The 22,036-nt window shown below is 71.9% G+C and carries 19 protein-coding genes; 4 read left to right on the forward strand and 15 right to left on the reverse strand.

Annotated features, from left to right (window positions below; all coding sequences use genetic code 11):
• Positions 1 to 16: 16 nt before the first annotated feature.
• The 5 genes from AB0C66_RS21090 to pdhA (AB0C66_RS21110) form a co-directional block, all read right to left on the reverse strand.
• On the reverse strand, positions 17 to 1,312 hold the full coding sequence (locus AB0C66_RS21090) for an MFS transporter (protein ID WP_362440511.1): 1,296 nt from the start codon (positions 1,310 to 1,312) through the stop codon (positions 17 to 19).
• Entirely contained in the window at positions 1,309 to 1,968 is a 660-nt protein-coding gene (locus tag AB0C66_RS21095) for a GntR family transcriptional regulator (RefSeq protein WP_362440514.1), read from the reverse strand. Before AB0C66_RS21095 ends, AB0C66_RS21090 begins: the two co-directional genes overlap by 4 nt.
• A 120-nt stretch (positions 1,969 to 2,088) precedes the next feature.
• A complete protein-coding gene (locus AB0C66_RS21100; RefSeq protein WP_362440517.1) occupies positions 2,089 to 3,510 on the reverse strand; it encodes a dihydrolipoamide acetyltransferase family protein in 1,422 nt (473 codons plus the stop codon).
• A gap of 22 nt (positions 3,511 to 3,532) precedes the next feature.
• Positions 3,533 to 4,513 (reverse strand): alpha-ketoacid dehydrogenase subunit beta, encoded by a 981-nt coding sequence (locus AB0C66_RS21105; protein ID WP_362440519.1) that lies wholly within the window; start codon positions 4,511 to 4,513, stop codon positions 3,533 to 3,535.
• A gap of 1 nt (position 4,514) precedes the next feature.
• Positions 4,515 to 5,678 carry a pyruvate dehydrogenase (acetyl-transferring) E1 component subunit alpha gene (gene pdhA, locus AB0C66_RS21110; RefSeq protein ID WP_362440522.1) on the reverse strand — a complete coding sequence of 388 codons (1,164 nt, stop codon included), beginning with the start codon at positions 5,676 to 5,678 and terminating at the stop codon, positions 4,515 to 4,517.
• Positions 5,679 to 6,002: 324 nt separating this feature from the next.
• Here pdhA (AB0C66_RS21110) and AB0C66_RS21115 point away from each other — a divergent pair, with 324 nt between their 5' ends.
• Entirely contained in the window at positions 6,003 to 6,665 is a 663-nt protein-coding gene (locus AB0C66_RS21115; protein ID WP_362440525.1) for a response regulator transcription factor, read from the forward strand.
• 118 nt (positions 6,666 to 6,783) lie between these two features.
• Positions 6,784 to 7,821, forward strand: a complete 1,038-nt coding sequence (locus AB0C66_RS21120) for a phosphotransferase (protein ID WP_362440528.1) — start codon at positions 6,784 to 6,786, stop codon at positions 7,819 to 7,821.
• Between the two features lie 88 nt (positions 7,822 to 7,909).
• Here the strand turns inward: AB0C66_RS21120 and AB0C66_RS21125 are convergent, their stop codons facing one another.
• Complete coding sequence (locus tag AB0C66_RS21125; RefSeq protein ID WP_362440531.1) at positions 7,910 to 9,484, reverse strand: protein kinase; 1,575 nt, start codon at positions 9,482 to 9,484, stop codon at positions 7,910 to 7,912.
• A 311-nt stretch (positions 9,485 to 9,795) separates the two neighbouring features.
• Here AB0C66_RS21125 and AB0C66_RS21130 point away from each other — a divergent pair, with 311 nt between their 5' ends.
• Complete coding sequence (locus tag AB0C66_RS21130; protein WP_362440534.1) at positions 9,796 to 11,433, forward strand: protein kinase; 1,638 nt, start codon at positions 9,796 to 9,798, stop codon at positions 11,431 to 11,433.
• Between the two features lie 88 nt (positions 11,434 to 11,521).
• On the opposite strand, the gene AB0C66_RS21135 is transcribed toward AB0C66_RS21130, so the two are convergent.
• From AB0C66_RS21135 to pdhA (AB0C66_RS21175), 9 genes are all read right to left on the reverse strand, one after another.
• A complete protein-coding gene (locus tag AB0C66_RS21135; RefSeq protein WP_362440537.1) occupies positions 11,522 to 12,088 on the reverse strand; it encodes a bacterial proteasome activator family protein in 567 nt (188 codons plus the stop codon).
• 77 nt (positions 12,089 to 12,165) lie between these two features.
• On the reverse strand, positions 12,166 to 12,600 hold the full coding sequence (locus AB0C66_RS21140) for a hypothetical protein (RefSeq protein WP_362440540.1): 435 nt from the start codon (positions 12,598 to 12,600) through the stop codon (positions 12,166 to 12,168).
• A 123-nt stretch (positions 12,601 to 12,723) separates the two neighbouring features.
• Positions 12,724 to 13,701: an NAD(P)H-quinone oxidoreductase gene (locus AB0C66_RS21145; protein ID WP_362440543.1), complete on the reverse strand. Its 978-nt coding sequence runs from the start codon at positions 13,699 to 13,701 to the stop codon at positions 12,724 to 12,726.
• 23 nt (positions 13,702 to 13,724) lie between these two features.
• Complete coding sequence (locus AB0C66_RS21150) at positions 13,725 to 14,783, reverse strand: potassium channel family protein (RefSeq protein ID WP_362440546.1); 1,059 nt, start codon at positions 14,781 to 14,783, stop codon at positions 13,725 to 13,727.
• Entirely contained in the window at positions 14,780 to 16,288 is a 1,509-nt protein-coding gene (locus AB0C66_RS21155; RefSeq protein WP_362440549.1) for a molybdopterin molybdotransferase MoeA, read from the reverse strand. Before AB0C66_RS21155 ends, AB0C66_RS21150 begins: the two co-directional genes overlap by 4 nt.
• Positions 16,285 to 17,136: an NTP transferase domain-containing protein gene (locus AB0C66_RS21160; RefSeq protein ID WP_362440552.1), complete on the reverse strand. Its 852-nt coding sequence runs from the start codon at positions 17,134 to 17,136 to the stop codon at positions 16,285 to 16,287. Before AB0C66_RS21160 ends, AB0C66_RS21155 begins: the two co-directional genes overlap by 4 nt.
• A gap of 446 nt (positions 17,137 to 17,582) precedes the next feature.
• Entirely contained in the window at positions 17,583 to 19,043 is a 1,461-nt protein-coding gene (locus tag AB0C66_RS21165) for a dihydrolipoamide acetyltransferase family protein (protein WP_362440555.1), read from the reverse strand.
• The gene (locus AB0C66_RS21170) at positions 19,043 to 20,122 is read right to left on the reverse strand and encodes an alpha-ketoacid dehydrogenase subunit beta (protein ID WP_362440558.1); all 1,080 of its coding nucleotides are present in this window, start codon (positions 20,120 to 20,122) and stop codon (positions 19,043 to 19,045) included. Before AB0C66_RS21170 ends, AB0C66_RS21165 begins: the two co-directional genes overlap by 1 nt.
• Positions 20,119 to 21,306, reverse strand: a complete 1,188-nt coding sequence (gene pdhA, locus AB0C66_RS21175; protein WP_362440561.1) for a pyruvate dehydrogenase (acetyl-transferring) E1 component subunit alpha — start codon at positions 21,304 to 21,306, stop codon at positions 20,119 to 20,121. Before pdhA (AB0C66_RS21175) ends, AB0C66_RS21170 begins: the two co-directional genes overlap by 4 nt.
• Before the next feature lie 231 nt (positions 21,307 to 21,537).
• Here pdhA (AB0C66_RS21175) and AB0C66_RS21180 point away from each other — a divergent pair, with 231 nt between their 5' ends.
• A complete protein-coding gene (locus AB0C66_RS21180; RefSeq protein ID WP_362440564.1) occupies positions 21,538 to 22,026 on the forward strand; it encodes an Lrp/AsnC family transcriptional regulator in 489 nt (162 codons plus the stop codon).
• Positions 22,027 to 22,036 lie beyond the last annotated feature (10 nt).

A 22,036-nucleotide genomic window follows, 5' to 3' on the forward strand; every position in this document is an offset into this window, starting at 1 on the left:
CGGCGGACGGCGCCTCTCACGCCGGTACGTGCACCGCCTCGACGCGGCTCGCGACCACGCGTTCGCGCTCCCGGCGGTGCGCGCGCCCGCGCAGCCGCAGCACCTGGGAGACGCCCAGCGCCTCGAGGACGAAGACCGAGGCGAACGCGATCCGGAAGTTGTCACCGGTCAGGTCGAGCAGCACGCCGACGGCCAGCAGCGTGGTCATGGAGGCCGTGAAACCGCCCATGTTGACGATGCCGGAGGCGGTGCCGATCCGCTCCGGCGGATTGGCCGGACGGGCGTAGTCGAAGCCGATCATCGACGCGGGTCCACAGGCGCCGAGCACCACGCACAGGGTGATCAGCAGCCACATCGGGGCGTGGGCGGACGGCCAGGCCAGCACGGAGCCCCACAGCAGCGCGGTGGCGCAGACCGTGCCGAGGGCCAGCGGGGCGCGGGCGGCGTGATGGCGGGAGATGACCTGACCGTAGATCAGCCCGACCACCATGCTGGAGAGCACCACCAGGGTCAGCAGCTCACCCGCCGCGGCCCGGGACAGCCCCTCGGCCTCGACCAGGAACGGCATCCCCCACAGCAGCAGGAAGACCATGGCCGGGAACTGGGTCGTGAAGTGGACCCACATCCCCAGCCGGGTGCCGGGCTCCCGCCAGGCGGCCGCGATCTGACGGCGGACGGAACCCTTCCCGCCGACCGGGGCGGCCGCCGGTTCGTACCCCTCGGGGTGGTCCTTGAGGAAGACCAGCACCAGGACGAGCATGACCACTCCGCCGACCGCGCTGCCCGCGAAGGTCGGGGTCCAGCCCGCGCTGTGCAGGGCCTGGGCGATCACCAGCGTGGAGATCAGGTTCCCGGCGATCCCGATCAGCCCGGCGACCTGGCCGATCAGCGGACCGCGACGGGCGGGGAACCAGCGCGAGCCCAGCCGCAGCACGCTGATGAAGGTCATCGCGTCCCCGCAGCCGAGCAGCGCCCGGGCCGCCAGCGCCATCGGGTACGAGTGGGAGAGCGCGAAGGCGAACTGCCCGCTGGTGAACAGGGTGGCGCCGAGCGCGAGCACGGTACGGGTGCCGAGCCGGTCCACCAGCAGCCCGACCGGTATCTGCATCCCGGCGTAGACCAGCAGCTGGAGCATGGAGAAGGTGGACAGCGCGGAGGCGTTGATGTGGAAGCGCTCGGCGGCGTCGATGCCCGCCACCCCGAGGCTGGTGCGATAGGTGATGGCGATGAAGTAGACGCCGACGCCGAGCCCCCAGACGGCGACGGCGCGCCGCCCCCCGGGTGGGTCCCCGGGCAGCCGGGCGGTGGTCATCGGGCCTCGCCCCGGGCCAGGTTGTTCACCCAGCTGACGTGGCGCTGCACGGTGGCGGAGGCCGAGCGCGCGTCCCCGGCGCGCAGGGCGGTCAGGATCTCGGTGTGCTCGGTGATGTTCTTGGCGATACGGTCCGGCTCGGCGTGCATGGTGGCGACCCCCATCCGCAGCTGCCGGTCCCGCAGCTGGTCGTAGAGCTGGGCGAGGATGCCGTTCCCGGCGGCCCGGACGATCTCGGCGTGGAAGCAGCGGTCGGCTGCCGCGAACGCGACGAGGTCCCCCGCCGCCGCATGCCCCTTCTGCTCCTCCAGCAGCTCCTCCAGCCGCCGCAGCAACGACTCCCCGGCGGGCACCACCTTGGCGACCGCGTGCTGCTCGACCAGCAGCCGGGTCTCCACCACATCCGCGATCTCCTGCGCGGAGACCGGCAGCACCAGGGCGCCCTTCTTGGGATACAGCTTCAGCAGCCCCTCGGCCTCCAGCCGCAGCAACGCCTCCCGCACCGGCGTCCGCGACACTCCGACGGCCTCGGCCAGCTCCCCTTCGCTCAGCAGCGTGCCGCCCTCGTAACGGCGGTCGAGAACGGCCTGCTTGACATGGATATAGACACGCTCGGCGGCGGGCGGCGGCTTGGTGACCGTATCGGTGGGACTCATGATGCGCACATCATAGATACATCAGGTATGCACATAACTCCCGCGTCCGCGATGCGGACAAGGGGGCGGGGTCCCGGACGCGTGATGCGTCCCGGACCCCGCCCCCTTCGCCTCCGGGCCTCAGGCCCAGGTGATGAGGCGCTTGGGGCGCTCCAGGATGGCGGCCACATCCGCGAGCACCCGGGAGCCGAGCTCGCCGTCGACCAGGCGGTGGTCGAAGGAGAGCGCGAGGGTGGTCACCTGGCGCGGCTTCACCTCGCCCTTGTGGACCCACGGCTGGAGCTTGACGGCGCCGAAGGCGAGGATCGCGGACTCCCCGGGGTTGAGGATCGGGGTGCCGGTGTCCACGCCGAAGACGCCGACGTTGGTGATGGTCACCGTGCCGCCGGACATCGCCGCCGGGCTGGTCTTGCCCTCGCGGGCGGTCGAGACCAGCTCACCGAGGGCGGACGCCAGTTCGGGCAGGGTCTTGGCGTCCGCGTCCTTGATGTTCGGGACGATCAGACCGCGCGGGGTGGCCGCCGCGATGCCCAGGTTGACGTAGTCCTTGTAGACGATCTCCTGGTTCGCCTCGTCCCAGGAGGCGCTGATGTCCGGGTTGCGCTTGATGGCCACCAGCAGGGCCTTGGCCACCAGCAGCAGCGGGTTGACCCGCAGCCCGGCCATCTCCGGGTCCTGCTTGAGGTCGGCGACCAGCTTCATGGTGCGGGTGACGTCGACGGTCACGAACTCCGTCACATGCGGCGCGGTGAAGGCGCTGCTGACCATGGCCTGCGCGGTGGCCTTGCGGACGCCCTTGATGGGCACCCGGCGCTCCCGGGCCGCCGGAGCCGGGGCCTCGGCGGTGGCGGGGACGGCGGCGGATGCCTCGGCCGTGGGCACGGCCTGGGCCGCCGCGTGGACGTCCTCGCGGGTGATGACCCCGTCCGGGCCGGTCGGGGTGACCGTGGCCAGGTCGATGCCCAGGTCCTTGGCCAGCTTGCGGACCGGGGGCTTGGCCAGCGGACGGCCCGCGCCGGGGCGGGGGCCGTGCCCGTTGAGCTCGGGGGCGGGCTCCACCGGGGCGGGTGCGGGGGCCGCCGCCTTGGGCGCGGCGGCGGGCGCGGTGCGCTGCTGCTGCTGGCCCGGCACCGGCTTGCGCGGACGCCGCTTGGTGGAGGAGGGCGCCGCGCCATAGCCGACCAGATTGGCCTGGCGGCCCTCCGGTTCGGCGGATTCGGCGGACGGGGCGGATGTGGCGGGGGCCTCGGGCGCGGCGGCGGGCGCGGGCGCGTCACCGGCGCCCGGCTGGGTGTCCACCGAGATGATCACGGTGCCCACGTCCACCGTGACGCCCTCGCCGAAGCGCAGCTCGTGCACCACCCCGTCGAAGGGGATGGGCAGCTCGACGGCGGCCTTGGCGGTCTCGACCTCGCACACCACCTGGCCGTCGGACACGGTGTCGCCCGGGGCCACGAACCACTTGAGGATCTCGGCCTCGGTGAGCCCCTCGCCCACATCGGGCATCTTGAACTCACGGAAGCGCTGTTCGACTGCGGTCATCGTCACGATCTCCTCAAGCCCTTCAGTACGCCAACGCACGGTCTACGGCGTCGAGCACCCGGTCAAGCCCCGGCAGGTACTCATCCTCGAGCCGCGACGGCGGGTACGGCGCGTGGAAGCCGCCGACCCGCAACACCGGGGCCTCCAGGTGATAGAAGCACCTCTCGGTGATCCGTGCGGCGATCTCCGAACCGGTGCCCAGGAAAACCGGTGCCTCATGGACCACCACGAGCCGGCCGGTCCGCTCGACAGAGCCCTGGAGGGTGTCGAAGTCGATCGGGGACATCGACCGCAGATCCACCACCTCGACCGACTTGCCCTCCTCGGCGGCGGCCGCGGCGGCGTCCAGGCACACCTTCACCATGGGGCCGTACGCCGCCAGGGTGAGGTCGGTGCCCGGCCGCGCCACCCGGGCGGCGTGCAGCGGGGCGGGGATCGCCGTGGTGTCGACCTCGGACTTGTCGTGGTAGCGGCGCTTGGGCTCGAAGTAGATCACCGGGTCGTCGCTGCCGATGGCCTGCTGGAGCATCCAGTAGGCGTCGGAGGCGTTGGACGGCGAGATCACCTTCAACCCGGCGACATGGGCGAACAGCGCCTCGGGCGATTCGCTGTGGTGCTCCACCGCGCCGATGCCGCCGCCGTACGGAATACGGATGACGACCGGCATCTTGACCTTGCCGAGCGAACGCGCGTGCATCTTGGCGAGCTGCGTGACGATCTGGTCGTAGGCGGGAAAGACGAAACCGTCGAACTGGATCTCCACCACCGGGCGGTAGCCGCGCAGCGCCAGGCCGATCGCGGTGCCGACGATGCCGGACTCGGCGAGCGGGGTGTCGATCACCCGGTCCTCGCCGAAGTCCTTCTGGAGCCCGTCGGTGACCCGGAAGACGCCTCCCAGCTTGCCGACGTCCTCACCCATGATGAGGACCTTGGGGTCGTTCTCGAGGGCCGTGCGCAGCGACGCGTTGATCGCCTTGGAGAGCGACATCTTTTCGGCTGCCATGTCAGATGCCTTCCTCAGCGGTGACGAACGAAGCCTGGTACGCGGCGAACTGGGCCCGCTCCTCGTCGACGAGGGCATGGCCGTCGGCGTAGGTGTGCTCGAACATGGCCAGGTCATCGGGGTCGGGCATGGCCCGTACGGCGTCACGTACCCGCTTGGCCAGGACGCCGCTCTCCTCCTCGAGACCGGCGAAGAACTCCTCGTCGGCCAGTCCCTGCTTGGTGAGGTAGGTGTGCAGCCGCTGGATCGGGTCCTTGGTCTCCCACAGCTCGCGCTCCTCCGCCGAGCGGTAGCGCGTCGGGTCGTCGGAGGTGGTGTGGGCGCCCATCCGGTAGGTGAACGCCTCGATGAGCATCGGGCCCTGGCCGGTGCGCGCCCGCTCCAGCGCCGCCTTGGTGACGGCGAGACAGGCCAGCACGTCATTGCCGTCCACCCGGACGCCGGGGAAGCCGAAGCCCTGGGCGCGCTGGTAGAGCGGCACCCGGGTCTGGCGCTCGGTGGGCTCGGAGATGGCCCACTGGTTGTTCTGGCAGAAGAAGACGACCGGAGCGTTGTAGACCGCGGCGAAGGTGAAGGATTCCGCGACATCGCCCTGGCTGGAGGCGCCGTCACCGAAGTAGGCGATCACCGCGGAATCGGCGCCGTCCTTGGCGACGCCCATGGCGTAGCCGGTGGCGTGCAGCGTCTGGGAACCGATGACGATGGTGTAGAGGTGGAAGTTGTTGCTGTTGGGGTCCCAGCCACCGTGGTTCACCCCGCGGAACATCCCGAGCAGGTTGGTCGGGTCGACCCCCCGGCACCAGGCCACACCGTGTTCGCGATACGTGGGAAACACGTAGTCGGAGTCGTTGAGCGCACGGCCGGAGCCGATCTGCGCCGCCTCCTGGCCCAGCAGCGAGGCCCACAGGCCCAGCTCGCCCTGGCGCTGGAGGGTGGTGGCCTCGGCGTCGAACCGGCGCGTGAGCACCATGTCGCGGTACAGGCCGCGCAGCTCGTCGGGGGTCAGGTCGATGGCGTACTCAGGGTGCTCGACCCGCTCGCCCTCGGGGGTCAGCAGCTGTACGAGGTCGGTCTGGCCCGCCGGCTTCTTCTTGGCGTTCCCCGCACTCGTGCGCTTGGCTCCGCTGCGGCGCGGCTTGCGCGCGGCAGTGCTCTCCACGGTCACGTTGCTCCTCCGTCTGTCCGGCCTCCGGGATCCGCCGGCGGCCAGTTGCGGCTCGCCCGTTCATGACAACGGCGCACGGGGTGGGTGCGTCGAAGCCCGACCGGGCGTGACAGGTTTCCCGGCGGCTGGCCCTGCAAAAGGCACGTTACCCAGTGCGTCGCATGTCTGCGAAACCCCACCTGACCTGCAATTTTGCTTGGATTTCCAAGTAAATCGCGCCGATGGGGACACATCCACTGGTCACAGCCCCGCAGGCCGCCGGACAAGCGCACGGTATCCCGCTGGACAAAGGCACGGGAAGAGTTGGTGTGTGAGACTGGATCCGTGCGCGATGAAGGAAAAATCAGGATTTTCCTACTCGACGACCATGAAGTCGTACGGCGCGGCGTCCGAGAGCTCCTGGCGAGCGAGCCGGATATGGAAGTGGTCGGCGAGGCGGGCACCGCGGCCGACGGACTGGCCCGGATCACGGCCACCCGCCCCGATGTCGCCGTGCTCGACGTCCGGCTGCCGGACCGCAGCGGGGTCGAGGTCTGCCGGGAGATCCGTTCGCGCGACGAGTCCGTCCACTGCATGATGCTCACCTCCTTCGCGGACGACGAAGCACTCTTCGACGCCATCATGGCGGGTGCCTCCGGATATGTGCTCAAGGACATCCGGGGCGGCGAACTGCTCGCCGCGGTGCGGGACGTGGCCGCGGGCCGCTCCCTGCTGGACCCGGTGGCCACCGCCCGGGTGCTGGACCGGCTGCGCGGCGGCGGCACCAAGCCCGACGACCGGCTGGCCTCGCTCACCGAGCAGGAGCGCCGGATCCTGCTGCTGATCGGGGAGGGGCTGACCAACCGGGCGATCGGTGAGCGGCTCCATCTCGCCGAGAAGACCATCAAGAACTACGTCTCCAGTCTGCTCTCCAAACTGGGCATGGAACGCCGCTCGCAGGCCGCGGCCTATGTGGCCCGGATGCAGGCCGAGACCCAGCGGCACTGAGGCGCCGCGGGGGCACCCGGCTCCCCGTCCGTCCCGTCCGCCCCTCCCCGCACCGACCCGCCCCCCGGGTACACCTGCGCGTACGGTCCGTGACGCCGCGTGATCTAACATCTGGCAAGTGCCGCGCTCACATGTCACCTCCGCCGAGCCCACTCCCGACGGGGCGACCCTGAGCGCCCTGCTCCGCCGCTACGAGGGCACCGGTGAGGCGCTGTCCTGCCGCCCCCTCGCCCAAGGGCTGCTCAACCGCGGCTACCACCTGACCACCACCCGCGGCCGGTTCTTCCTCAAGCACCACCTCGACGGCGACCGCACCGCCATCGCCCGCCAGCACCGGGCCACCCAGCGGCTGGAGGCGCTCGGACTGCCCGTCGCCCCGCCCGTTCCCGACGTCCACGGGCATACCGTCGCGGTCATCGGCGGGCGTTGCTACGCCCTGCACCCCTGGGTGGACGGCCGGCACCGGGACGGCGGTGAGCTGACCGCCCCGCAGTGCTGGCGGCTGGGCGGGCTGCTCGGGGTCGTACACACCGGTCTGGAGCGGGTCATGCGGGCGCGTACCCACGACCGGCAGCCCCCGGACCCCTCGGCCGCCCCCGAGGACACCTTCGCCGTCATCGACGAACTGCTGGCGCTGGTCCGCGGCCACCGCCCGCGCGACACCTTCGACGAACTCGCCGAACACCGGCTGGTCGAGCGGCGGGGCCTGGTCGAGCGGTACGCCCACCGGCGGCCGGAGGCGGACGCGGTGCCGGCCACCGGCTGGGTCCACGGCGACTTCCACCCGCTGAACCTGCTCTACCGCGATACGGAGCCGGCGGCCATCGTCGACTGGGACCGCTTAGGGGTGCAGCCCCGCGCCGAGGAGGCGGTACGCGCCGCCGCGATCTTCTTCGTACGCCCCGGCGGCACCCTGGAGCTGCCCAAGATCCGCTCCTACGCCCGGGCCTACCGCTGTACGGCGGGCGCGGGAGCCGCCGAGATGGCCGCCGCCGTCCACCGGGTCTGGTGGGAGCGGCTCAATGACTTCTGGATGCTGCGCTGGCGCTATCAGCGCGGGGACCGGCGCGCCGATCACCAGTTCCCGGCGGCCGCGGCGCTGGTGGTGTGGTGGACGCGGGAGTACGAGGCGGTCCGGGACGCCTTCTGCGACTGACGGCCCCGTCCGCGCCCCGCCCCGCCCCGGACACAGCGGACGGCCGGGGCACAAAGGCCCCGGCCGTCCGGTGGAGTCCCGCGGTGGATCAGTCCTCGGAGGTGGCGTCGTCGGTCGGGACGTCCGACGTCGGCGGAGTGGTCTCCTCGTCCGGCGGCGGGGTGGTGTCCTCGTCGTCGGGCGTGGTCTGCTCGTCGCTCGGCTCGTCCGAGGGCTCGTCCGACGGCTCGTCGCTCGGCTTGTCCGAGGGGTAGTCCTCCGAGTACGAGGGCGACGGGTCGTCGCTGGGGGTCCAGTCGTCGTCCGGGTCGCCGGTGGTCTCCTCGGACGGCGTGGTGTCGCTGGGCTCGTCGCTCGGCTTCTCGCTCGGCTTCGAGGTCTCCTTCTGCTGCTCGGTCGCCGGGGTGTCGGTCGGCGTGTGCCCGCCGTCCTTCTTCCCGGCCTGGAGGGCGAAGGCGACCCCGGCCAGGACGGCGATCACGGCGAGCGCGGCGATCAGCCACACCTTGCCCCGGCCCTTACGGCGTCCGTTGCCGGAGCCGTCGTCATAACCGCCGCCGTAGCCGTCGTCGTCGCCCCCGCGGGTGGGGATCAGCGGCTGCTGGGAGGTGTCGCCGTGGCCGGGGTGCGGCAGCGCGCCGGTCGTCCCGACGCCGGGCATCCCCATGGCCGGGGTGGAGCCGCCCAGGTGCTGGGTGACCGGGCCGGTGTTCCACATCCCGGTGTGGCCGCCCGCCTCGTGCAGCATCTGGAGCGCGTACTGCACCAGCCCGCGCATCTCCTCCGCGCTCTGGAACCGGTCGTCCGGGTCCTTGGCGAGGGAGCGCATCACCAGGCCGTCCAGCTCCGGCGGCACCTGGCCGCCGGAGACCTCCGACGGCGGCACCGGGGTGTCCTGGACATGCTGGTAGACGACGGACAGCGGGGTCTCGCCGGTGAAGGGCGGGCGCAGCGCCAGCAGCTCGTAGAGCAGACAGCCGGTGGCGTACAGGTCGGAGCGGTGGTCGACGGCCTTGCCGAGGGCCTGCTCCGGGGAGAGGTACTGGGGGGTGCCCATGACCATGCCGGTCTGGGTCATCGTGGACTGCGCGCCGTGCAGGGCGCGGGCGATGCCGAAGTCCATGACCTTGACCGCGCCGCCGTGGGTGATGATCACGTTCGCGGGCTTGATGTCACGGTGCACGATGCCGTGCTGATGGCTGTAGGCCAGCGCCTCCAGCACCCCGGAGACGATGATGAGCGCCTGGTCGGGCGGCGGCGCCTCGGCGTTCAGCAGCAGATCGCGGATGGTCCGGCCCTCGACCAGCTCCATCACGATGTACGGCACGGTGTTCGGGCCGACGACGTCCTCGCCGGAGTCGTAGACCGCGACCACGGCGTGGTGATTCAGCCCGGCGACGGACTGTGCCTCGCGGGTGAAGCGGGCCTTGGAGACGGGGTCCTCGGCCAGGTCGGCGCGGAGCAGCTTCACCGCGACCGTCCGGCCGAGCCGGAGGTCCTCGGCACCGAACACCTCGGCCATGCCACCACGGCCGAGACGACTGGTCAGGCGATATCGCCCATCACCAACAAGGCCCCCATTGCCCCACAACTCCGGCGAGTCGGACATTCCGGACCCGCTGGCGTCAGGGTCGGGCCCCTGGGCGCTCTGCGTCTGTGCCATCGGTCCTCGCCGTCTCGTTCTCGGTGGGGGTCTGGTTCGATCGCCCCGCCCGCGGGCGGTACGGTTCCTTGCCAGGCACGCTACAGGCATCGCGCCACGCATCGGTTGGTGATGGACCGGCCATCAAACCTGTTGACGGTGAAGCGATGCAAATCGCGTGACGGGTTCTTGCGCATCCGGTCACGGAACGGGCACGCGGCTTGACGTGTCCGTGGCCTGCGGCAGACTTGGCCACGATATCCGGAACTTGAAGATCAATGCGTTGAAACGTGCGCGTCAGAACAGTGAGTGCGCCGAGGGGGATGTAGGAAATGAGCCAGCAGGGCGCACCAGGCCGGTACCAGGGGCAGTCCCTGGCCAACGGCCGCTACGAGCTTCGTGACCTGCTGGGCGAGGGCGGCATGGCCTCCGTGCACCTGGCCTACGACTCGGTCCTGGACCGCCAGGTCGCGATCAAGACCCTCCACACCGAGTTGGGGCGTGAGCAGTCCTTCAGGGAGCGATTCCGCCGCGAGGCGCAGTCTGTTGCGAAGCTCACGCACACCAACATCGTCTCGGTATTCGATACCGGCGAGGACTCCATCGACGGCTCCCTGATGCCGTACATCGTCATGGAGTACGTCGAGGGCCATCCCCTGCGTTCGGTTCTGGACACCGATGCCCGGCAGTACGGCGCGATGCCGACCGAAAAGGCGCTGAAAATCACCGCCGACGTTCTGGCGGCGCTGGAGATCAGCCACGAAATGGGCCTGGTCCACCGGGACATCAAGCCCGGTAACGTGATGATGACCAAGCGTAATGTGGTCAAAGTCATGGACTTCGGCATCGCCCGCGCCATGCAGTCCGGTGTGACCTCCATGACCCAGACCGGCATGGTCGTGGGCACCCCGCAGTACCTCTCCCCCGAGCAGGCGCTGGGCCGTGGCGTGGACGCCCGCAGCGATCTGTACTCGGTCGGCATCATGCTCTTCGAGCTGCTGACCGGGCGGCTGCCCTTCGACGCGGACTCCCCGCTGGCCATCGCCTACGCGCATGTCCAGGAGGAGCCGGTGGCGCCCTCCACGATCAACCAGTCCATACCCCCGGCCGTGGACGCGCTGGTCGCCCGCGCGCTGAAGAAGAACCCGAACGAGCGCTTCCCCACCGCCGAGGCGATGCGCGACGAGTGCTCCCGGGTCTCCCGCACCGGCCAGACCGGTGCCTCGCCGATCATCATCAGCGGCGGCCCGCCGGCCCGCAGCGGCTCCGGCGTCGGCTCGGCGGTCTTCCCGCCGGTCGACCAGCAGCACGCCGCCGCCGCGGGTCAGGGCGGTGTCCAGACGCCGTACCAGCCGCCGCAGCCCACCGGCCAGTTCGGTGCCTTCGGCCCGTCCACCCCGCCGCCCACCCAGGCCGTGGGCCAGCAGGGCTTCCAGACCCCGGCCCCCGCGTACACCGGCGGGGCCTCCACGCCGCCGCCGTACAACCTCGGGTCCTCCGCGACCCCGCCGCCGTCGAACGGGGGCGGCGGCAACAAGCGCGTGATCATCGGCTCCGCCGTGGTCGCGGCGATCGCGGTGGTCGCGCTGGTCCTGGTGATCGCCCTCAGCGGGGGCGGCGGCTCGGAGGACGACGAGAGCAAGAAGCCCCACAAGAAGCCCACCGCGACCCCGGCGGGCTTCCGGATGGGCGACAAGACCAAGACCATCGAGCCGTCGAAGTGCACGGACGCGTACGAGAACTCGCAGGAGAAGGGCACCTACTCGGTGCCCGACTTCCAGAACAAGTACATCGACTCCGTCAAGAAGTGCATTCAGAAGGCGGGTTGGAAGTACCGGGTCACCACGGAGGACGAGAACCTCTGGGGCAAGGGCACGGTCACCAACTACACGTACCGGAACTACGAGCCGTACAACCCGGACACGGACACCATCGAGCTGACCGTCTCCACCGGTATGCCGGACGACTGATCCGCACCACATCTCGGGCGGAACGGCCACGGGCCGCCCCGGGCACTTGTCCCGGGGCGGCCCGCCGTGCGATCGGCCGCGAAAACCGCTAGAGGTACGGGCCGGAACGGGCACCGCCGTGCAGATGCGGTCCCTCCTCGCCCTCCTCGGGGCCGCCGACACCCGGCGGCAGCGCCCGGCGCATCTGCTCCAGCTGGGCGCGCGCCGCCATCTGCTGGGCGAACAGCGTCGTCTGGATGCCGTGGAACAGGCCCTCCAGCCAGCCGACCAACTGCGCCTGTGCGATGCGCAGTTCCGCCTCGGTGGGAATCACCTCGTCCGTGAAGGGCAGCGACAGCCGCTCCAGCTCCTCGATCAGCTCGGGGGCCAGGCCGTCCTCCAGCTCCTTCACCGAACTGGAGTGGATCTCCTTGAGCCGGACCCGGCTGGCCTCGTCGAGGGGTGCCGCCCGGACCTCCTCCAGAAGCTGCTTGATCATGCTGCCGATCCGCATGACCTTCGCCGGCTGTTCGACCATGTCCGTCACGGGAACCTCGCGCGACTCGTCGTCACCACTGCCCTCGCCAGGAGTGACACCGCCGAGCGCCATACCGTCCGGACCGACGACCAGGACGTGCGGGCTCTCCTGCGATCGTTCGTTCATCGGCTGGTTCATACCCCCATTGTTCCGCACCGGCACCTCGGACGGAGGGCGAGGGGTGTCCCGGTCCGTCCCGGACCCCGGGCGGACGCTCACTGACGGCGCAGCCGCAACCCCAGAAACGCCAGCCCCAGCCCGAGCCCGGTCAGCGCCAGCCCGGTGCCCAGCGGCAGCACCCGCATCGCCCGGTCGCCCGGCTCCGCCGCGGTACGACCCGTCTCGTACCGGCGCTCGGACGGCGCCAGCTCGCGGGCCATCGGCGGCTCGTCCGTCTCCGGGTCCGTCAGGGAGGACGGCGTCCACCGGGGCACCAGCTGCCAGGAACGGCCGCCCTCCCCCTCCTCGCCGACCCCGCCGTCGTCGCCCGGGGGCGAGGCGGCGGGCGGCTCGGGGCGGCCCGGATGCGTACGGCCCTCACCGGCGTGGGTGCCCGCGAGCCCGTCATCGGCCCGCGCCATGGGGGCAGCCGCCAGGACGGACCCCACCAGCAGGACCACGGCGGGAAGGGTGCGGAGCGCAGGGTTCACGGTCGTCACTCTCCCGTACTGAACCAGTGCGTAACGGGATCAGATTTACACGGGTGAATAAACAGGGCATTTCAGACGCCGCTGTCCGTGTTCCGCGCTCCGCTCTCCGGCCGCGGGCCCGGTTCAGACCGTGAGCAGCACCTTGCCCACATGCTCGCTGGAGTCCAGCAGCCGGTGCGCCTCCGCGGCCTCCCGCATCGGAACCGTCCGGTCCACGATCGGACGGACCCGGCCGCTGCCGACCAGCGGCCAGACGTGCTCCCGCACCGCCGCGACGATCGCCGCCTTCTGCGCCAGCGAGCGGCCCCGCAGTCCGGTGGCCATCACCGCACAGCTCTTGGCCAGCAGGGTGGCGAGATTCAGCTCCGCCTTCACCCCGCCCTGGAGGCCGATGACGGCCAGCCGGCCGTTCACGGCGAGCGCCTCCACGTTCCGGGCGAGGTACTTGGCGCCGACGATGTCCAGGATGACGTCCGCCCCCGCACCGTCGGTGCCCCGGCGCACCTCCTCCACGAAGTCCTGCTCGCGGTAGTTGACCAGGAGGTCCGCCCCCAGCTCCGCGCAGGCCGCCAGCTTCTCCGCGCTCCCCGCGGTCACCGCCACCCGCGCCCCGGCCGCCTTCGCGAGCTGGATCGCCATCGTGCCGATCCCGCTCGACCCACCGTGCACCAACAGCGTCTCGCCGGGCCGCAGATGGGAGATCATGAAGACGTTCGACCATACGGTGGCGGTCACTTCGGGCAGCGCCGCCGCGGTGACCAGGTCGACCCCCTCCGGCACCGGCAGCACCTGCCCCGCGGGGACCACCGCCTTCTCAGCGTATCCACCGCCCGCGAGCAGCGCGCAGACCTCGTCGCCCACCGCCCAGCCGGTGGCCCCGGGGCCCACCGCGGCGATCCGGCCCGAGCACTCGAGACCGGGATGGGGGGAGGCGCCGGGCGGTGGCGGATAAAGCCCCTGCCGCTGCATCAGATCGGCACGGTTGACACCACCGGCCACCACATCGATGAGGACTTCCCCCTCACCGGGTACGGGGTCGGGCACCTCCGCCCACCGAAGCGCTTCCGGGCCGCCGGGTTCGGGAATCGTGATCGCATGCATGGCCGCGAGGCTACTCCCGCCGCTCACTCCTCCTGCGGAGTCGGCGCGCGCACGATGGTGATCAGCCGGTCGGCCGCCTGGAGCGGGCTGGCGTCCGGGTCGTCGTACGCCAGCAGCCGATGGCCGCGCCGCACCGACACCACCAGGTCGTCGGTGTCCCGCACCGAACGGCCCACCTCCGCCTTGACCACCGTCCGCTCCACCAGGTCCAGTCCGCTGCCCTGCTGGATCAGATCCTCGATCACCGCGCCCGCGGTCGGGCTCTGCACGCTCATCCCCAGCAGCCGCCCCGCCGCGCTCGCGCTCGTGATCACCGCGTCGGCACCGGACTGGCGCAGCAGCGGCGCGTTCTCCTCCTCCCGCACCGCCGCCACGATGTTGGCGCGCTTGTTGAGCTGCCGGGCGGTCAGCGTGACCAGCACCGCGGTGTCGTCCCGCTGGGTCGCGATCACGAACTGCCGGGCCCGCTGCGCCTCCGCGCGCAACAGCACATCACTGCGGGTGGCGTCGCCCACCACCCCCGCGAACCCCTCCGCGTTGGCCACCTCGATCACCTTGTGATTGGGATCGACGACCACCACCTGGTTCTTGCGCAGCCCGGTCGCGCAGAGCGTCTGCACGGCGGACCGCCCCTTGGTCCCGAAGCCGACGACGACGGTGTGATCGCGCAAGGCGGACCTCCAGCGGTTCAAGCGGTACTGCTCGCGGGTGCGTTCGGCCAGCACCTCGAGGGTGGTGCCGACCAGGATGATCAGGAAGATCACGCGGAGCGGGGTGACCAGCAGGATGTTGCTGAGCCGCGCGCTGTCGCTGTACGGGACGATGTCGCCGTAGCCGGTGGTGGACAGCGTGACGGTCGAGTAGTACACGGAGTCCAGGAAGTCGACGTGCTGATCCGAGTTGTCGTGGTAGCCAGCGCGGTCCGTGTACACGATGACCACGGTCAGCACCATCACGAACAGCGCGAGCAGCAGCCTGCCGACGACCTGGCGCAGCGGGCCCGCGGAGAAGTGGGGCAGGCGGACCCGGTGACTGGTGTCCTCGGGAGTGCGGGCGGCCGCGTCCTGACTGGGCAGCTTCACGCGGGGGCCTCCGGGGTGGGTATGCCGTCATCGTCATCGCCGGGGGCGGCCGCCGTTCCGCCGTACCCCCCGGACCAGGGCAGCGGCAGCACCTCGGCCACGTCGTCGCGGTCGGCGCCGCCCGGCGGGATCACCGCGAGCCCGTCCGCCGCGGCGATACCGCGCAGCATCGCCGGGCCGTGGAACCGCAGCGGAAGTGCCGCCCCGCGCCGGAACGCCACCGGCACCAGCCGGGTGTCCATCGGATGCCCCTGGACGGCGGTGGCCAGCGGCATCCGGCGCGCCTCGGCCTCGGGACGCGCCCCGAGCGTGCGCAGCAGCGGCTCGGCGAGCGTCAGCAGACCGGAGACGGCGGCCAGCGGATTGCCGGGCAGACCGACCAGATGGCGCCCGGGCGCGAGCCGGGCCAGCAGCATCGGATGCCCCGGCCGTACCCGCACCCCGTCCACCAGCAGCTTGGCACCCAGACGGCGCAGCGTGGGATGCACATGGTCGACCGGGCCGCCCGCGGTGCCGCCGGTCGTGACGATCACCTCCGCTGTCGACTCACTGACGGCGGCGTGAACCGCGTCGGCGTCGTCGGCCAGCCGCCGCGTCCTGGCCACCTCGGCGCCGAGTGTCCGGAGCCATGGGCCGACCATGGGCCCCAGCGCGTCCCGGATCCGGCCGTCCCGGGGCTGCCCCTCGGTCAGCAACTCGTCGCCGAGGACGAGGACATCGACCCGCGGCGCGCGGACGGTGGTCAGCTGGTCATAGCCGGACGCGGCGGCCAGCCCCAGCACGGCGGGGGTGACCGGGGTGCCCGAGGGCAGCAGATGATCGCCGCTGCGGCACTCCTGCCCGCGGTTGCGGATGTCCTGGCCCATGACGACGGGGTGGGCGGCGTAGAGCCAGCCGTCACCGGTGTCGTTGCCGTATTCGGAGCGCAGAACAGCGGTGGTACCGGGCGGCACCCGGGCCCCGGTGGCGATACGGACGGCGTGCCCGTCGGGAAGCGGAGCCGGAGCGGCGTGCCCGGCGAGGATCCCGTGCCCGGGCTCGTCGGCGGGGAGCCGCCAGGGTCCGGGCCCGGCGAGGGCCCAGCCGTCCATGGCGGAGGTGTCGAACGACGGGAGGTCGGTGAGGGCGGCAAGGGGCTCGGCGAGCACCTGCCCGAGCGCCTCCGCGAGCGGCCGGACAACCGTGGCGGACGTCCCGGCCGCGGCGGCCCCGGCGATGGCACGGGCCTCGGACCAGGTGGGGTCCTCCACCGCGTGCCGTTCCGGAGAACGGCACCACCCCGCGGCCGGCACCCGGGGCGCCGGGTCCCGGGGCGTATGTCCTCGGGGCGCCGGGTCCCGGGGCGTATGTCCCCGGGCGAGGTCGAGGGCGGGGCTGGCCCAGTCCCGTTCCTCACCCTCCTCGGCCGTGGACGCGGTCCCCGCACGCTCGTTGGCGAGCGCCAGCGCCTCGTCGACCTCGCGGTCGAGCGCCTCGTCGTCCCCCGTCCCGTCGCGCCGCGTCATCCCGCCGACTGCTCCGGTGCCCCGGCCTCATCGGCCCAACGAGCGGCCAGTGCCGACGCCTTGCGCATCGCGTCGGCCAGCTCCTCGGGTCCGCCACCCCGCCGGGCCGCGGCATAACCGACGAGGAAGGTGGTCAGCGGGGCGGCCGGCCGGGCGACCCCGTGCGCGGCGTCCCGGGCCAGGTCGAGCAGAGCGGCGGTGTCGACATCGAGGTCGATCCCGAGTTCGGCCTTGGCCGCGGTGATCCATTCATCCAACACGACTCCATGCTCCCTGATCCGCGCACGGGCTGTCGTGATGTCTTCCCAGGTGTCGCAGTCGAAGGACGCGGTGGGGTGGTGAAGGCCGCCGAGGGAGAGCTCGGAGGTGAGCAGCCGCAGGGGAAGCCCGGAGAGCCGACCGTGCTCGGTGGCGAGCAGCGCGATCTCACGCCGCAAGGGCTCGGCGCGATAGGCGGCGACCAGCGGCTGCGCCCGTCCGTCGGAGTCGGTGAGGACCACGCCGTCGGCCTCACCCACCCCGCTGAGCAGGGCTTTCACGGTCTCAGAGGTGAGGAAGGGGAGATCGGCGGAGAGAACGAGCACGACGGGTGCGGTGGTCTGCCGTACGCCGACGTCGAGCGCGGCCACCGGCCCGCCGCCCGGCGGCTCCTCACGCACCCAGCGGACGGGCCGGGCGGTCGGCCTGCGCGGTCCGACGACCACGGTCTCCCCGGCCCCCCGGCAGGCGGCCAGCACCCGGTCGAGCAGGGCCCGTCCGCCCACCCGCAGGGCGGGCTTGTCCGCCCCGCCGAGCCGCCGAGCGGCGCCCCCGGCGAGGATCACGGCGTCATACGCACCTGGAGTCACTCCACGAGTATGGCCCGCCCACCCCAGCCCAACCCCACCCCCACCAACACACCACCGGCACCACACCCCGGAGCGAACGGATCCACGAGGCGACGGCCGACGCCAACGTGAAGGGGACGGGCGGGGGCCACCGAGGGAACGGCGGGACCGAAGGGGACAGGACCACCGGAACGACGGCCAACGACAGACACGCAGCCGATGGACACGGACCACCGGCGGGGAGCCGCCGACGAGACGGGAGGGGACGGGGTCGCAGGGGCGGGGTCCTGGACACTGTCGTGTATGTGTGGCGCCAATCTCCGGCCCAGCACACTTCACCGGCTGCCGGCGCCTCAATAACCGGTCCGGGACCCCGCCCCGGAGGCCCCGCACCCGCACCCGACCGCCGCACCCCAAGCGCACCCACCACAACCCCCGGGCGAAAGGCCGGGCGGGCGACGCCCCGGCTACAGCCCCCGCAACAACACCATCGGCCGCTCCACACAGTCGGCCACGTACCGCAGGAACCCTCCGGCCGTCCCCCCGTCACACACCCGGTGATCGAAGGTGAACGACAGCTGCACCACATGCCGCACCGCGAGCTCCCCCTCGTACACCCACGGCTTCGGAACGATCCGGCCGACCCCGAGCATCGCGGCCTCCGGGTGGTTGATGATCGGCGTCGATCCGTCGACCCCGAAGACGCCGTAGTTGTTGAGGGTGAACGTGCCCCCCGTCAGCTCGGCCGGGGCGAGCGACCCCGCCCGGGCGGACTCGGTCAGCCGGGCGATCTCCTCGGAGAGCCCCTCGACGCTGCGGGCATGCGCATCGCGTACGACCGGTACGACCAGCCCCCGCTCGGTCTGCGCGGCAAAACCGAGGTGCACATCGGCGAGCCGGACGATCTCCCGGCTCTCCATGTCCACCGTGGCGTTCAGCTCGGGGTAACGGGCAAGCGCCGCCGTGCAGATCCGGGCCAGGACGGCGAGCAGGGAGACCTTGGGGTCACCGGCGGCGTTCATGGCCTTACGGGCGGCGAGCAGTTCCGTGGCGTCGGCGTCCACCCAGCAGGTGGCGTCGGGGATCTCCCGACGACTCCGCGCCAGCTTGTCGGCGACCAGGCCCCGCAGACCGCGCAGCGGAACGCGCTCCTCCCGCCCCGCGCGAGCCGAGGCCACGACAAGACCGTCGGCCGGACCGCCACCGCCCCCGGCCGAAACGCCACCCACCGCGACGCCCCCGGGCGCGACGCCATCCACCATGACGCCGTCGACGCCCGACCCCCGCACCGCCCGCTCGACATCGGCACGCATGATCAGCCCATCGGGCCCGGAACCGGTGAGTCCGCGCAGATCGAGGCCGTGTTCACGGGCGAGCCGCCGCACCAGCGGCGAGATCACCGGGATCGGCCCGTCGGTCCGCCGCTCATCCGCCACAACCCCGGCACGGCCACGGCCTCCCACACCCGCATCGGGACCGCCACCCGCCCCCACACCGACACCCGCACCGACCGAAACGCCCCCCGGCCGAACCCGCCGCCTCCGCGCCGCCGGTGCCGTCGTGCCGTACCCGACGAGCACATTGCCCGACCCACCGTCAGAAGCGCCCGCGCCAGCGGAAGACGCACCCCCCGCGGAGCGGGAAGGCATGGACCCCAGGTCCGCCCCCGGCTCATCCGCCCCCTCCGGAACGGCGACGGTGATCAGCGGCGCACCCACCGGCATCTCGGTGCCCTCCTCGCCGAAGCGGGCGGTGACCACCCCGCCGTACGGACAGGGCACGTCCACCATGGCCTTGGCGGTCTCGACCTCGACGACCGGCTGGTCGATGGCGACGACGTCGCCGACCTGGACCAGCCAGCGCACGATCTCCGCACCGGTCAGCCCCTCCCCCAGATCGGGAAGGGTGAACTCCCGCACCACAGCCATCAGACGGCCCTCCCGGCGGTGAACTCCGACTCCCACTGCAACCGGGCGACCGCGTCCAGCACCCGGTCCACACCGGGCAGATGGTGCCGCTCGAGCATGGGCGGCGGGTAGGGAATGTCGAACCCGGTGACCCTCAGGACCGGCGCCTCGAGGTGGTGGAAGCACCGCTCGGTGACCCGGGCGGCGATCTCCCCGCCGGGCCCGCCGAAGCCGGTGGCCTCGTGGACGACGACCGCGCGGCCGGTGCGCCGGACGGAGGCGCAGACCGTCTCGTCGTCGAAGGGCACGAGCGAGCGCAGGTCGACGACCTCGAGCTCCCATCCCTCGGCGCGGGCGGCCTCGGCGGCCTCGAGGCAGACGGGGACGGAGGGCCCGTACGAGATGAGCGTGGCGCTCCGACCCCGGCCGAGCTCGCCACCGCCCACCGGCGCACCATCGGCCCGTCGGACCACGGCCCGCCCGATGGGCGGGACCTCGTCGGGCCGGTCGGGCGACCAGTCGCCCTTGGACCAGTAGAGCCGCTTGGGCTCGAGGAAGACGACGGGGTCGTCGGAGGCGATGGCGGCGCGCAGCAGCCCATAGGCGTCGGCGATGGTCGCGGGGGCGACGACCTGGAGGCCGGGGGTGGCCATGTAGTAGATCTCGGAGGAGTCGCTGTGGTGCTCGACCCCGCCGATGCCGCCTCCGTACGGCACCCGCACGGTGATCGGCAGCGGCATGGCGCCGCGCGTACGGTTGCGCATCTTCGCGACATGGCTGATGAGCTGCTCGAAGGACGGGTACGCGAAGGCGTCGAACTGCATCTCGACGACGGGCCGCAGCCCGTACATCGCCATGCCGACGGCGGTGCCGAGGATGCCCGCCTCGGCCAGCGGCGTATCGGTGCAGCGGTTGTCGCCGAACTCCTTGGCGAGCCCGTCGGTGATGCGGAAGACGCCGCCGAGGGTGCCGACGTCCTCGCCGAGGACATGCACGGAGGGGTCGGCGGCCATCGCGTCACGCAGGGCGCGACCGAGGGCCTGGGCCATGGTGGCGGGCTTGCGGGCGGTGCCCGTCCCGGCGGCTGTGGCGGTGGTCATCGTGCACCCTTTTCGGACTTGTCGGCCCCGGTGTCGGTGTCGGCGTCGGTCCCGGCGTCGCGTTCGCTCTCGGCGTCGAGTTCGGCGCGCAGCTGGGCCGCCTGCTCACGCAGCTGGCTGGTCTTGTCGGCGTAGATGTGCTCGAAGAGCTCCATGGGGTCGACGACCGGGTCCTGGTTCATCCGCTCGCGCAGATCGGCGGCCAGCCGCTCCGCGGACTCGCGCACGGCTTCCACGCTCTGGTCGTCGAGCAGATCGCGGTCCCGCATGGCCTCCTCCAGGAGCGCTATGGGGTCGTGTGCCCGCCATGCCTCGACCTCGGAGTCGGTCCGGTAGCGGGTGGCGTCGTCGGCGTTGGTGTGCGCGTCCATGCGGTAGGTGACGGCCTCGACGAGGGTGGGACCTCCGCCGCCGCGGGCCCTGCGCACGGCCTCGTCGAGGACCTGGTGGACGGCGACCGCGTCATTGCCGTCGACGAGGCGGCCGGGCATGCCGTAGCCGACGGCCTTGTGGGCGAGGGAGGGCGCGGCGGTCTGCTTGGCGAGCGGGACGGAGATCGCGAAGCCGTTGTTCTGGACGAGGAAGACGACCGGGGCCTGCCAGACGGCGGCGAAGTTCAGAGCCTCGTGGAAATCGCCCTCGCTGGTGCCGCCGTCGCCGACGAGGGCGAGGGCCACCACATCGTCGCCCTTGAGGCGGGCGGCGTGGGCCAGCCCGACGGCATGCGGCAGCTGAGTGGCGAGCGGGGTGGACAGGGGAGCGACACGATGGGTGTGCGGGTCGTAGCCCGAGTGCCAGTCGCCGCGCAGCAGGGTGAGGGCCTGGACGGGGTCGAGGCCGCGGACGACGGCGGCGAGGGTGTCGCGGTAGCTGGGGAAGAGCCAGTCGCGCTCCTCGAGCACCAGCCCGGCGGCGACCTGGCAGGCTTCCTGGCCGGTGGAGGAGGGGTAGACGGCCAGCCGGCCCTGCCGGGTGAGGGCGGTCGCCTGCGCGTTGTACCGGCGGCCGTGCACCAGCTCGCGGTGGAGCCTGGTGAGCAGGTCGGCGGCGACGTCGGCGGCAGCGGCGGTGCCCAGCAGGCGATACGGCTCGGCGTCGGGCAGCAGTGGCGCGGCATCGGCGCGGGGCCGCCAGGCGGGCGGGGGAGTGGGCCGGTAGGCACCGGGCTGCTCAAGGACCGTCATGACGACCTCCGGGGCTTGAGGGAGGTGGTGCTCAGCACCTCGCTCGAGGGTGGTAGGTGGAAGACAGGCGGGCGGACAGCAAGAACGTGAGGCAGGCCACAGCGGCACCCCTCCCTACCGATTGTTCGGTCGCCGACGCATTTTGGCTACAGGCGACCCCAGCCTGTGGACAAACGGTTCCGCACCCCCTGAGATGAAGACAGGATGTCCATTCAGGGGAGGCGGGGCGGTATGCGGGACGAACAGATGGCCCATGCGGACGGCAAACCGCCCGCACGGCCACTGGACTCCATCGACCGCGAGATCCTCCGTCTGCTCCGGGCGGACGGCCGGGCCTCGATACGCTCCGTGGCCGATCAAGTACATGTGTCACGGGCGAATGCCTACGCCCGGATCAACCGTCTGATCGACGACGGGGTGATCCGGGGCTTCAGCGCCCGGGTGGATCAGGAGCGGGCCGGGCAGGGTGCCTCCGCGTACATCACGCTCAAGATCGTCCAGAACTCCTGGCGCACGGTGCGCGAGCAGCTCAGGGAGCTGCCGGGGGCCGCCCACATCGCCCTGGTCAGCGGGGATTTCGATGTGTTGCTACTGGTGCACACCCCGGACAACCGCTCGCTGCGCGAGTTGGTCCTCACCCGGATCCAGGCGATGCCGGAGGTGCTGAGCACCCGGACGCTGCTGGTGTTCGAGGAGACGGACCTCGATTCGGAGCCATGACCGGCTCCGA

Origin of the sequence: Streptomyces sp. NPDC048636, from assembly GCF_040650655.1 — a bacterium.
GTDB lineage: Bacteria > Actinomycetota > Actinomycetes > Streptomycetales > Streptomycetaceae > Streptomyces.

Excerpts from the sequence above, each read along its gene's own strand:
- AB0C66_RS21090 (WP_362440511.1), bottom strand. The coding sequence starts at position 1,312 with ATGACCACCGCCCGGCTGCCCGGGGACCCACCCGGGGGGCGGCGCGCC.
- AB0C66_RS21095 (WP_362440514.1), bottom strand. The coding sequence starts at position 1,968 with ATGAGTCCCACCGATACGGTCACCAAGCCGCCGCCCGCCGCCGAGCGT.
- AB0C66_RS21100 (WP_362440517.1), bottom strand. The coding sequence starts at position 3,510 with ATGACCGCAGTCGAACAGCGCTTCCGTGAGTTCAAGATGCCCGATGTG.
- AB0C66_RS21105 (WP_362440519.1), bottom strand. The coding sequence starts at position 4,513 with ATGGCAGCCGAAAAGATGTCGCTCTCCAAGGCGATCAACGCGTCGCTG.
- AB0C66_RS21125 (WP_362440531.1), bottom strand. The coding sequence starts at position 9,484 with ATGGCACAGACGCAGAGCGCCCAGGGGCCCGACCCTGACGCCAGCGGG.
- AB0C66_RS21130 (WP_362440534.1), top strand. The coding sequence starts at position 9,796 with ATGAGCCAGCAGGGCGCACCAGGCCGGTACCAGGGGCAGTCCCTGGCC.
- AB0C66_RS21135 (WP_362440537.1), bottom strand. The coding sequence starts at position 12,088 with ATGAACCAGCCGATGAACGAACGATCGCAGGAGAGCCCGCACGTCCTG.
- AB0C66_RS21145 (WP_362440543.1), bottom strand. The coding sequence starts at position 13,701 with ATGCATGCGATCACGATTCCCGAACCCGGCGGCCCGGAAGCGCTTCGG.
- AB0C66_RS21155 (WP_362440549.1), bottom strand. The coding sequence starts at position 16,288 with ATGACGCGGCGCGACGGGACGGGGGACGACGAGGCGCTCGACCGCGAG.
- AB0C66_RS21165 (WP_362440555.1), bottom strand. The coding sequence starts at position 19,043 with ATGGCTGTGGTGCGGGAGTTCACCCTTCCCGATCTGGGGGAGGGGCTG.
- AB0C66_RS21170 (WP_362440558.1), bottom strand. The coding sequence starts at position 20,122 with ATGACCACCGCCACAGCCGCCGGGACGGGCACCGCCCGCAAGCCCGCC.
- pdhA (WP_362440561.1), bottom strand. The coding sequence starts at position 21,306 with ATGACGGTCCTTGAGCAGCCCGGTGCCTACCGGCCCACTCCCCCGCCC.
- AB0C66_RS21180 (WP_362440564.1), top strand. The coding sequence starts at position 21,538 with ATGCGGGACGAACAGATGGCCCATGCGGACGGCAAACCGCCCGCACGG.